This window comes from Halomonas sp. KX33721, assembly GCF_001596805.1.
Taxonomy (GTDB): Bacteria; Pseudomonadota; Gammaproteobacteria; order Pseudomonadales; family Halomonadaceae; genus Vreelandella; species Vreelandella aquamarina.
Genome location: NZ_LVIA01000020.1, coordinates 1 through 12274, shown reverse-complemented (window position 1 = coordinate 12274; position 12274 = coordinate 1). Strand labels below are relative to the sequence as shown.

Sequence of the window (12274 nt, the reverse complement as noted above, 5' to 3'; positions counted from 1 at the left end):
GGGCCTTGGCTAAGCAGTACGCGCCCAGCCCAGCAGCGGCTGAGTTCGGTCGTGCATATCTAAACGGGCCTTTAAGCGTACCAAGTTCCAGTAGTGGCCGTTGAGCGCCCGAGAGAGCAGCAGCGTATCTGCCGGGGGCTGAAGACGATCCATGGCGGCCCACACTTTGGGGGTGAGCTCCCGCAGGCGGCGATGAACGCGCACGTCGCTGAAATCCTGCTCGCCTGGGGCGAACAGCGGGGTAATACACTCAGCGGATTCGCGATACAGCGCCAGCGGAGCGCCTTGGCCGCCTAACCGCGTTTTCAGCAGGGCACCACCCGTACGCGCACCCAGCCCAAATAAACGTCGTGTTCTACCGCGCTCGCGCATAAAAACCGCCTCCCAGTGCTTTGCGACAGCTTACTCAATCCGATAACTCTATACAAAAACTATACAAACAAATGACACACGACACCTTTTAAGTACCTGTATAAATTTTCACGCCTCGACGTTCAACCCACTGAGCGGCTTCTGCTACCATGACACTCTTTCAAAGACCGCTACCAGGGCCTACCGTATGCGCTTGATTATCGCCGAGAAACCCAGCCTCGCCCGTGCCATTGCCGACGCCCTGCCCGGTGGCGGCAAGCGCCAGGAAGGCGCGATTGTGTGCGGCGATACCACGGTGACTTGGTGCCTGGGCCACCTGCTAGAGCAAGCTCCACCGGAAGCCTACGACCCCGCCGATAAACAGTGGCGGCTCGACCGGCTGCCCATCGTGCCCGACACGTGGCAGCTCGCGCCGCGCTCCAAAGCCCGTGGCCAGTTAGCAGTGATTCGTAAACTGATCAAGCAGGCTACCAGCGTGGTGCACGCTGGCGACCCAGACCGCGAAGGCCAACTGCTGGTACAAGAGGTGATCGAGTATTTGAAGTATCGTGGCCCGGTGCAGCGGCTATTGATTAGCGACCTCAACCGCCCAGCGGTAAGCCGAGCGCTGGCCAGCCTGCGGCCGAATGCTGAGTTTCAGCCGCTGTTTCAGGCCGCCCAAGCGCGCTCTCGGGCTGACTGGCTGTATGGTATTAATCTCACCCGCGCCTGGACGCTCACCGGCCGCCAAGCTGGGCACGATGGCGTGCTCTCGGTAGGCCGCGTACAAACCCCGGTACTTGGGCTGATTGTACGGCGGGATAACAGCATTCGTGATTTCAAACCCCATCCGTTCTACCCGCTTTGGGTAGATTTACAGGTGGCGCAAGGCCAGCTGCGTGCCTGGTGGGCTCCTAAAGCGCATCAACCTTTGGATGAGCAAGGGCGACTGATTGACCGCACGCCCGCCGATGCCCTGGCCGCTCAACTACCCGGCGCACGCGGCACGCTCACCACATTAGACCAGCAAGAAAAGCGCCAAGCGCCACCGCTGCCCTACTCGCTCTCTGCCTTGCAGGTAGATGCCGCCCGCCGCTTTGGGCTTTCCGCGCAGATGGTGCTGGATGTTTGCCAGCGGCTTTACGAGCAGCACAAACTGATCACCTACCCCCGCTCAGACTGCCGCTACCTTCCGGAAGAGCACCTAGCGCTTGCCCAGCGCAGCCTCTCCGGTGCTTGCCAGAATGACGACACGTTACGAGGTTGGCTCAACGGGGCCGACTTTACCCTACGCTCGAAAGCCTGGAACGATAAGCAGGTGGGCGCGCACCACGCCTTAGCACCGACCGGCAAGCCCGCCGATGTCAGCCAGCTTTCCGCCACCGAAGGCCATGTGTTTCGGCTAATCGTGCGCAACGTGATGGCGCAGTTCTACCGCCCGCTGCGCACTTTTGAAGTGAAAGCCGAGTTCACCCTGCTGAATGAAGCCTTTCGCGCTCGCGGCCAAAGCATTCTCGACCCCGGCTGGAAGCCACTGTTCACCACCCGCGAAGACACCCCGCCGCTGCCACCGCTCACCCAAGGCGAAGCCTGCCAAGCACTCGCCGCAGGCGTGGAAGAAAAAGAGACCCGGCCATCAGAACCATTCACCGATGCCAGCTTAATCAAAGCAATGATGAACATTGGCCGCTACGTAGACGACCCAAACGTGCGCCGCACTCTGCGCGACACCGACGGCCTGGGCACCGAAGCCACCCGCGCAGGCATTATCGAAACCCTGGTGCAGCGCGGCTACCTAGTGCGCCAGCAAAAAGCCCTACGCGCCACCAAACTCGGCTGCGCGCTAATCGCCGCCCTGCCCAGCGCCGTCAGTACACCGGAACGTACTGCCCTCTGGGAGCAACGCCTGCGAGCGATCTCTGAACAACAAGACGACCCCAACGCCTTCCAGCAGGCGCTGCTGGAAGACTTACGCGCCCTACTAAGCCAAAGCGACGCGGCCAGACTACACCATAGCTTACAAACCGCCCAAGGCGAAGTTGGAGGCCCCGCCAAACGCAGCGGAGCCACTAAGAAAAGCTACACACGGCGTAAAAGCACTGGTAGTAAGACAGCTACGGGGAGCCGTAACAGTGCGGCGGGGAAGCGACGGACGAGGAGAACGACGGATTAAGAGGGCCGCAGTCGATTGAGACGTCACACTGCCGTTATGATAGAGCAACCACCACCAACGATTTAAAACGAGTAAAGAGTCATGACTAGCACCCAACAACGTGCCGCCCTGCAACGCCAAATTTGGGCCATTGCCAACGATGTGCGTGGCTCAGTCGATGGCTGGGATTTTAAGCATTACGTACTTGGCACTCTGTTTTATCGCTTTATCAGCGAGAATTTTGTCAATTACATCGAAGCCGGTGATGACAGCGTCAACTATGCCGAGCTGCCTGATAGCGTAATCACGCCCGACATCAAAGATGATGCCATCAAAACCAAGGGCTACTTTATCTACCCCAGCCAGCTGTTCAGCAACGTGGCAAAAAGCGCCAACACCAACGAAAGCCTGAACACCGATCTGGCGACTATCTTTTCGGATATTGAAAACTCCGCCAACGGCTATCCGTCTGAAGCCGACATTAAAGGCCTGTTCGCTGATTTTGACACCACCAGCAACCGCCTAGGCAGCACGGTAAGGGACAAAAACACCCGCTTGGCGCATGTGCTAAGAGGAGTAGCTGGGTTAGATTTTGGTCACGCCTTTTTTGAAGAAAACGCAGGCAGCCAGATTGACCTGTTTGGCGATGCCTACGAGTTCTTGATCTCCAACTATGCCGCTAATGCCGGTAAATCCGGTGGTGAGTTTTTTACCCCGCAGCATGTGTCCCGACTGATTGCTCAGCTAGCCATGCACAAACAGACCAGCGTTAACAAGATTTACGACCCCGCAGCGGGCAGTGGCTCGCTGCTGCTGCAAGCCAAAAAGCACTTTGATAACCACATCATTGAAGAAGGTTTTTACGGCCAGGAGATTAACCACACCACGTATAACCTTGCCCGTATGAATATGTTTTTGCACAACATTAACTACGACAAGTTCGATATTCAGCTGGGCAACACCCTGACCAACCCGCACTTTGGGGATGAAAAGCCCTTTGATGCCATCGTTTCCAATCCGCCTTACTCAGTGAAGTGGATCGGCAGTGATGACCCCACCCTGATCAACGATGACCGCTTTGCGCCCGCCGGTGTGTTGCCGCCCAAGTCCAAGGCCGATTTTGCCTTTGTGCTCCATGCACTTAACTACCTTTCCAGCAAAGGCCGTGCGGCAATTGTCTGCTTCCCCGGCATTTTCTACCGTGGCGGTGCGGAGCAGAAAATTAGGAAATACCTGGTCGATAACAACTACGTGGAAACGGTGATCTCGCTGGCTCCCAACCTGTTTTTTGGCACCACCATCGCGGTAACGATTCTGGTGCTGGCCAAACATAAAAGCGACACGACGACCCAGTTTATTGATGCCAGCGGTTTATTCAAAAAAGAAACCAACAACAACGTCCTGACGGATGAACATATCAAGCAGATCATGGCGGTGTTTGATAGTAAAGAGAATGTCGATTACCTGGCCCGCTCGGTGCCCTTGGAAAAAATCGCTGACAACGATTATAACCTCTCAGTCAGCAGCTATGTGGAAGCCGAGGACACTCGCGAGAAAACCGACATCACCCAGCTAAATGTCGAGTTGAAAACCACCGTGGCCAAAATTGATCAGCTAAGGACGGATATTGATGCGATTGTGGCGGAAATAGAGGGAGCTTGAGATGAGTGAACTGAGTTTTATGGAAAAGCTGCTGGATGGCGCTGAGGTGGAGTGGAAAGCGCTGGAGGAGGTTTGCGACTTCAAGAACGGTTTCGCATTTAAGAGCAGTTTGTTTAAAGAAAGCGGCCTGCCGATAGTCCGAATTACAAATGTTGACGGGAAAAACATTAACTTGTCCGATGTGAAGTATTTTGATCCTTCTGACTACAGGGAAAACACGGCATCCTACAAAGTATGCAAAGGCGATATTTTAATTGCTATGTCTGGTGCAACTACGGGGAAAATTGGTTTTTATTCTCATGAGAATCCCGCCTATCTAAATCAACGAGTCGGGAAGTTCTTACCAAAACTGGAAACCCTTAACAATCGGTATTTGTATCACTATCTTCTTTCAAAAGTTGAGAAAATTTACGTAATTGCTGGTGGTGGTGCGCAACCCAACCTAAGCTCAAGCGCGCTTATGGAAAAAATAAAAATCCCCGTCCCCTTCCCGGATAATCCCGCAAAATCGCTTGAGATTCAGGCCGAAATAGTCCGCATTCTGGACACCTTTACCGAGCTGACCGCCGAGCTGACCGCCGAGCTTAGCCTGCGCAAAAAACAATACAACCACTACCGCGACCAGTTGTTGAGTTTTGAGGAAGGAGAGGTGGAGTGGAAAAAGTTGGATGAGGTATCGAAGAAAATTTCATCCGGCGGGACTCCAAGAACTGGTATATCTGAGTATTATGATGGAAGTATTCCTTGGTTGAGGACACAAGAAATAGACTTCCGCGAGATATGGGATACAGGTGTAAAAATCACTGAGGCCGGATTAAAAAACTCGAGTGCAAAATGGATTCCTGAAAACTGTGTGATTGTTGCTATGTATGGCGCAACAGTTGGGAAAGTCGGAATTAATAAAATTTCTATGGCGACGAATCAAGCATGCGCAAATATAGATCTTGACGATAGAGTTGTGAATTACCGTTATGTTTTTCACTACCTAACCAGCGAATATGAATACATCAAGTCGCTAGGCACAGGTTCGCAAACAAATATAAACGCACAGATCGTTAAGAGTCTGAAAGTGCCGATTCCCTATGCAAACGACCCAGAAAAATCCCTTGCTGAACAAGCCCGAATTGTCACCATCCTCGACAAATTCGACACCCTCACAACCTCCATCAGCGAAGGCTTGCCCCGCGAAATCGAATTGCGCCAGAAGCAGTACGAATACTACCGTGACCTGCTGTTGAGCTTTCCTAAGTCTGAAAAAAGAGGCAGCCTGATATGAGCAACAAGCTTGAGGAAATAGCCCAGCAACTGATTACCCCAACGGTTACTAGGAAGGGGGCTAAGCCTGTTCCAAAAGTACAGCTCATTTACGCTTTCAATGGTACGGGAAAAACCCGTTTATCAGCTGAACTCAAAAAGCTTATTGATACTGATGATGGTGATTCTACTGGTTTCTCAAATAAGAAATTTCTTTACTACAACTCATTTACCGAGGATTTATTCTATTGGCATTATCAGTCAGGTGTTGAGGCTTCCCCTAAGTTGCAGGCTCATGAGAATGGCTTCACCAGTTGGATTTTTAGCAAGCAAGATCTTGAAAATCGTATTGATGAAATATTCAAAAGAGTCACGGGAACCCGTGTGGATTTTTATTTGGACGCTAAGTCGAATTCTATCGCTTTTAAGATGCCAGAAAAAACTCAAATATTAGATTCAAATAGTGAGCCGCTGTTGGACGACGATGGAAATCCAATGGCAGAGGATGTTTTCTCTAATATTAAAATTTCCAAAGGCGAAGAAAGCAATTTCAAATGGAGCGTTTTTTATGTTCTTTTAGAGCAGATAATAACCACATTAAACGACCCTGAAAACGAAGACCCTGAGTTTTTGTTTGATAATTTAGAATATGTGTTCATTGACGACCCCGTTAGCTCGCTTGATGAAAATCATTTGATTGAGCTGGCAGTTGGTTTAGCTAAGCTGGTAAAATCCAGCCCTTTTCAAGATGGTCAAGGTGTTAGATTTATTATCACAACGCATAACCCGCTTTTTTATAATGTGCTACATAATGAGTTTAATAATAATCTTTATAAGGACCTGCCGGATAAAAAAAAGGAAGTGTCTCTATAAACGCGACCAATCAAAAAAAATACAAATTAGAAAAAAAAGGCTGACGGAAAGTTTAAACTTCTAGACTCTAATGACCACCCGTTTTCTTACCATTTATTTTTATTGGATGAGCTTAGAAATATCGGAGATGCTGAAAAAGTTGAGAGATACCACTTTAACTTCTTAAGAAACATTATTGAGAAAACAGCGACTTTCCTGGGCTATAAGCAATGGAATGAATTGCTTAAGAAGCTGCCTAATGATGATCAAGACGTGATGGAGAGAATGTTAAACCTATACAGCCATTCTGCTCATGCGGGTGAAGAAGTAGCTGATATAAAAAGCAATGATAAAGAAAATTTAATAAAATTAATAAAAGACTTTACTCAGACGTACAGCTTTTCAGAAATTAAGGAAAATGAAAATGGTGGAACAGACTGAGCCGAATGGCCGTATCATGGAATACGTTTTATGTCGAACCTGAATCAGCAAGATCAAACCACCGATTTTATGCTCTACACCGCGCCGAGTGTAGCAGTCAAAGTTGAGGTGCTGTTTAGCAACGAGACGATCTGGTTGACTCAAGAGCGCATGGCCGCCTTATTCTGTGTTCAGCGCACCGCCATTACCAAGCACGTGAAAAACATCTTTGAAAGCGGCGAGTTACAAGAAGACATGGTGGGTTCCGTTTTGGAACATACCACTGAACACGACCAATTCGATAATCGGCAGCGTATTGAGACGGACTTCGACAAAGAAATCAAAAAGCGGCTGAGCAGGCAGGATAAAGACGCATGAGCTACCAACCGCCTTTCACCATCACCAGCGAGATTCTGAACCTAGTGGCGGATATCAGCCAGCAGGTCGGTCGGCTGGATGCCAGTGCGTTGAATGCGTCGCCGCAGTTACGCAAGCAGAACCGCATCAAAACCCTGGCAGGCACGCTGGCGATTGAAGGCAACACCCTCACCGAAGAGCAGATTACGGCGGTGATTGAGGGTAAGCCGGTGCTGGGCAGTGTGCGTGAGCTGGCAGAAGTTAAAGGGGCCATTGCTGCCTATGATGCCCTGCCCACTTGGCAGCCAGATAACGTAGATCATCTGCTGACGGCACACGGCTTGATGATGTCGGAGATTCTGACCAATGCAGGGCGTTTTCGCGACAAGGCAGTGGGCATCCAAAAAGGCAAGGAGGTGAATCATGTGGCTCCTCCTGCCCATCAGGTATCCGGGCTAATGGCGGATTTAGCCAATTGGTTGAAGCAGGCCAAGGATCATCCACTGATTACCAGCAGTGTGTTTCATTACGAATTTGAGTTCATTCACCCCTTTAGTGATGGCAATGGTCGAATGGGGCGTTTATGGCAAACCCTGATTCTGTCGCAGTGGCATCCGTTGTTTTTGTCTCTACCGCTGGAAAGCGTGATTAAAGAGCACCAGCAGCAGTATTACCAGGCACTGGAAGACGCTGACCAGCAGGCCGATAGCACACCGTTTATCCACTTCATGCTCTCGGTAATTGCCCAAACGTTAGCACAAAATGCCCCTGTAAATGCCACTCTAAACGCCCCTGTAAATATTGAAGAGATGAAAACGCCAGAGGCGATTTTGCACTTACTGCAAAACAACAACCAACTGACTCGCCAACAGCTTGCCGAGCAGATCGGCAAGAATGTTCGCACCATCGCCCGCGCCATCGCTAAACTGCAACAAGCGGGCAAGTTAACGCGAATTGGCTCGGACAAAACCGGACATTGGGAGGTCCACCTGTGACAACGTACACGCCCATCGCGGAATCCAATAACTTCATTGTGTTGGAAAGGTACAGCAAGGAATGGAAGGTGGCTGAGAGCTACCAGAGTGAAGATTCCCTAGAGCGGGAGCTGATTCAGGATCTGGTCAATCAGGGTTATGAGTACCTCCCTAACCTCAATAGCCCCGAGGCGCTGCTCGCCAATGTGCGTGAGCAGTTACAGGCGTTGAACCAGGTACTGTTTTCAGAAAGCGAATGGCGGCGCTTTGTCGAAACTTACCTGGACAAGCCCAGCGACAGCAGCGTGGATAAAAGCCGCAAGATCCATGACGATTACATCCACGATTTTACCTTCGATGATGGCCGCATCCAGAATATCTACTTGGTCGATAAAAAGACGATTGCCCGCAACAAAGTGCAGGTCATCAAACAGTTTGCCCAAACCGGTAGCCACGCCAACCGCTATGACGTGACTCTTCTGGTCAATGGCTTGCCCTTGGTGCAGGTGGAGCTTAAAAAGCGCGGCGTAGCAATTCGTGAAGCGTTCAATCAGGTACACCGCTACAGCAAGGAGAGCTTCAACAGCGAGCACTCTTTGTTCAAGTATTTGCAGCTGTTTGTGATCAGCAATGGCACCGATAGCCGCTACTTTGCCAACACCACCAAGCGCAACAAAAACAGTTTCGACTTCACCATGAATTGGGCGCAGGCCGATAATACCCTGCTCAAAGACCTGAAGGACGTTACAGCGACTTTTTTCCAAAAGAACACCCTGCTGAACGTTCTACTGCACTATTCGGTGTTTGATATCGACAACACCCTACTGGTGATGCGCCCTTATCAAATTGCCGCCACCGAGCGCATTCTGTGGAAGATAAGAAGCTCGTTTGAAGCTAAAAACTGGAGCACCCCGGAAAGTGGCGGGTATATCTGGCATACCACTGGCTCTGGTAAAACCCTGACCAGCTTCAAGGCAGCGCGCTTGGCTACCGAGCTAGAGTTTATCGATAAGGTGTTTTTCGTGGTCGACAGGAAAGACCTGGACTACCAAACCATGAAGGAGTACCAGCGCTTTTCGCCCGATAGCGTGAACGGCTCAGACAACACGGCAGGGCTGAAGAGGAACATTGAGAAAGACGATAACAAAATCATCGTCACCACCATCCAGAAGCTCAACAACCTGATGAAGAGCGAGGCCAACCTGCCCGTATACAAACAGCAGGTGGTGTTCATTTTTGACGAGTGCCACCGCAGCCAGTTTGGTGAGGCACAGAAAAACCTGAAAAAGAAATTCAAACGCTTCTATCAGTTTGGGTTTACCGGTACGCCCATTTTCCCGCAAAACGCATTAGGCGCGGACACTACCGCCAGCGTGTTTGGTCGCGAACTGCACGCTTATGTCATCACCGACGCCATTCGGGATGAAAAGGTGCTCAAGTTCAAGGTGGATTACAACGATGTGCGCCCCAAGTTCAAGGAAATAGAAACCGAGCAGGATGAGAAAACGCTAAGCGCCGCCGAGAACAAACAGGCGTTGCAGCACCCGGAACGTATTCGGGAGATTTCGCAGTACATCCTGCACCACTACCGCCAGAAAACGCACCGCCTGCAGGGTAATAATCAGGGCTTTAATGCCATGTTCGCGGTGAGCAGCGTGGAAGCCGCCAAGCTCTATTACCAAACGCTGAATGAGCTGCAAAAAGACAGCGACAAGCCTCTGAAAATCGCCACCATCTTCTCGTTTGCGGCCAATGAAGAGCAGGATGCCGTCGGCGACATTCTGGATGAAAGCTTTAATGTATCGGCGATGAACTCCAGCGCTAAGGAATTTTTAAGTGCTGCGATTGAGGATTACAACGCCTACTTCAAAACCACCTACAGCGTGGACAGCAACGGCTTCCAGAACTACTACCGCGACCTGGCCAAGCGGGTAAAAGCCAAGGAAGTCGACCTGCTGATCGTGGTCGGCATGTTCCTCACCGGCTTTGATGCACCTACGCTGAACACTCTGTTTGTCGATAAGAATCTGCGCTATCACGGTTTGATGCAGGCCTTCTCGCGCACCAACCGCATCTATGATGCCACTAAAGCGTTCGGCAACATCGTGACCTTTCGCGACCTGGAAAAGGCCACGGTGGATGCTATTACCCTGTTTGGGGATAAAAACACCAAGAACGTAGTGTTAGAGAAAAGCTACAAAGAGTATATGGAAGGCTTTACCGACTTGGTAACCGGGCATGCAAGGCGCGGTTTTATGGAAGTCGTGGCTGATCTGGAGCAAAACTTCCCTGATCCTGCGGCCATTGAAAAGGAAGCAGACAAAAAAGCCTTTGCTAAAGTCTTTGGCGAGTATCTGCGGGTGGAAAACGTGCTGCAAAACTATGATGAGTTTGCCAGCCTAAAAGCCCTGCAAAGCCTGGACACTAGCGACCCGGAGGCAGTTGAGGCGTTTAAAGCAGAACACTACTTGGACGATGAAAAGCTGGCGGAGCTGCAAACCATACGCTTACCCTCCGAGCGCAAGGTTCAGGATTACCGCTCGACCTATAATGACATCCGCGATTGGCAACGCCGCCAGAAGGCCGCTGAAGCAACTGATGCAACAACACTCGACTGGGATGATGTTGAATTTGAAGTAGACCTGTTGAAATCCCAGGAGATCAACCTGGATTACATCCTTGGGCTGATCTTCGAGCACAACAAAAAAACCAAAAGCAAAGCAGATTTGGTGCAAGAGGTGCGACGAGTGATCCGAGCCAGCCTAGGCAATCGCGCTAAAGAAGGCCTGGTGGTTGATTTCATCAACCAGACTGACCTAGATCAGATCGGTGAGAAAGCCAGCGTGATTGAGGCCTTCTTTACCTTTGCCCAAGCTGAACAGCAACGCGAGGCCGAGGCGCTGATTGAGTCAGAGAATTTAAAGGCAGAAGAAGCCCGGCGCTATATCACTACCTCGCTCAAGCGGGAATATGCCAGTGAAAAAGGCACTGAACTCAACAGCCTTTTGCCCAAGATGAGTCCTCTGAACCCGCAATACCTCGCCAAAAAGCAAAGCGTTTTTCAAAAAATTGTGGCTTTTGTAGAGAAATTCAAAGGCGTTGGGGGGAAGGTTTGATACATATGGCGAAGATAGACTAACCCTTAGTTCAAACCCAAAGAACTGCTGAACGATTAGTGCATCCTGCTCCGCCTAAGTGGAGCATGTCAGCTCAGTTTTGCGACTAAGTCATTCACCGATCTGGCCTGCAGGCCAACTGCCAAAGCGGGTCACGGCGCAGCGTGTCGGTATCGCTGAGATCGATCCAGCCCATCGCCCGCTGCAGCACCAGGGTACGCAACTGGCTGGCCAGCGATGACGGATGCGCAGCGGGTGGCGTCGATCGACCAGATTGTCTTCCAGCGCCTCGATCACGCCGCTGTTGTCGAGGGCCTCACGCAACAGCAGAGCGCCGCTGTCGCTGGTGGTGCGCTGGCCGCTCAGCTCAACACGGGCAGCACCGTTGCACGAGGGCGTCCAGGTGGATAGGCTTTCACCCATGGCGGATGGCTCTCTTGGTTCAGATTCTTGCCGGAACGTTCTGATTTCTCAAGAGAATACCATCCGCGTGCGCCAGGCAAAGCTTGGTCATCTGGGAGCAGGCCAGGGCCTGCAGAAAGGGTGAGTTGAACCCCAGTGGGTGAAATTCCCACCCGGCCAAGGGTAGCCGCCAGCCGGTAGCGAGTCTTGCGCAGCGTCGGGCAACCGCCGCTGTGAAGCGTAGACAGCAAGTGAGTAGGCCGTGTCATTGAGCCCCGAAATTTTCATCACGCGATCGCCGACGCCCTGCGGATAGCGGAAGGCAACACGAGTTCACTGAAAAGGCTTGGTGAACGAAGGTCGCCGGGGTCATTAGAGCAGGGCATGTTCACACAGGGGGTTCCCAGGAACCTGGGAGGCCCATTTCCCTCCTCCGATCTAACGCTATCAGGTACGGGAGCCACCTGCCCCCAAGCTCCCTGGCCCAGCACTGCAGTGACTGGCGGTGATGGGAGCGAAACAACAGCCACTCAGGAGGTACGGTACGGCGAGTGTAGCGAGCCGGCCAGATGGGGTAATGGGAGTCGGAGCCACTCATAGTACTGATGAAATCGGGGAACCAGCTCGATGGGACCCGGTGGAGGGAAGGAGTGGTCAACCATCAGAACCGTACGAGGGAAACATGATAGGTGCTCAGGAACCTGAAGTCATGTCCACGAAACAAGTGCGGATAG

8 protein-coding genes and 2 pseudogenes are annotated in these 12274 nt (G+C 51.5%); 8 read left to right on the top strand and 2 right to left on the bottom strand.

Annotation, left to right across the window (positions count from 1 at the left end; genetic code table 11):
- Positions 1-9: 9 nt before the first annotated feature.
- Positions 10-291, bottom strand: a pseudogene (locus A3220_RS08100) (AarF/ABC1/UbiB kinase family protein); the annotation flags it as partial.
- Positions 292-559: 268 nt separating this feature from the next.
- Here A3220_RS08100 and A3220_RS08095 point away from each other — a divergent pair.
- From A3220_RS08095 to A3220_RS08060, 8 genes are all read left to right on the top strand, one after another.
- The gene (locus A3220_RS08095; RefSeq protein WP_062374323.1) at positions 560-2524 is read left to right on the top strand and encodes a DNA topoisomerase III; all 1965 of its coding nucleotides are present in this window, start codon (positions 560-562) and stop codon (positions 2522-2524) included.
- 81 nt (positions 2525-2605) lie between these two features.
- Complete coding sequence (locus A3220_RS08090) at positions 2606-4165, top strand: type I restriction-modification system subunit M (protein WP_062374321.1); 1560 nt, start codon at positions 2606-2608, stop codon at positions 4163-4165.
- A 1-nt stretch (position 4166) separates the two neighbouring features.
- On the top strand, positions 4167-5441 hold the full coding sequence (locus A3220_RS08085) for a restriction endonuclease subunit S (RefSeq protein ID WP_062374319.1): 1275 nt from the start codon (positions 4167-4169) through the stop codon (positions 5439-5441).
- Positions 5438-6292 (top strand): hypothetical protein, encoded by an 855-nt coding sequence (locus A3220_RS08080; RefSeq protein WP_062374317.1) that lies wholly within the window; start codon positions 5438-5440, stop codon positions 6290-6292. The genes A3220_RS08085 and A3220_RS08080 overlap by 4 nt, the downstream gene beginning before the upstream one ends.
- Before the next feature lie 102 nt (positions 6293-6394).
- A complete protein-coding gene (locus A3220_RS17555; protein WP_062374315.1) occupies positions 6395-6712 on the top strand; it encodes a hypothetical protein in 318 nt (105 codons plus the stop codon).
- Positions 6713-6742: 30 nt separating this feature from the next.
- Positions 6743-7069, top strand: coding sequence for a hypothetical protein (locus A3220_RS08070; protein ID WP_062374313.1), 327 nt, complete (start codon positions 6743-6745; stop codon positions 7067-7069).
- Complete coding sequence (locus A3220_RS08065) at positions 7066-8043, top strand: Fic family protein (RefSeq protein ID WP_062374311.1); 978 nt, start codon at positions 7066-7068, stop codon at positions 8041-8043. Before A3220_RS08070 ends, A3220_RS08065 begins: the two co-directional genes overlap by 4 nt.
- A 68-nt stretch (positions 8044-8111) precedes the next feature.
- Entirely contained in the window at positions 8112-11138 is a 3027-nt protein-coding gene (locus A3220_RS08060; protein WP_217284281.1) for a type I restriction endonuclease subunit R, read from the top strand.
- Positions 11139-11268: 130 nt separating this feature from the next.
- Here the strand turns inward: A3220_RS08060 and A3220_RS08055 are convergent.
- Positions 11269-11561, bottom strand: a pseudogene (locus A3220_RS08055) (transposase); the annotation flags it as partial.
- Positions 11562-12274: the final 713 nt, after the last annotated feature.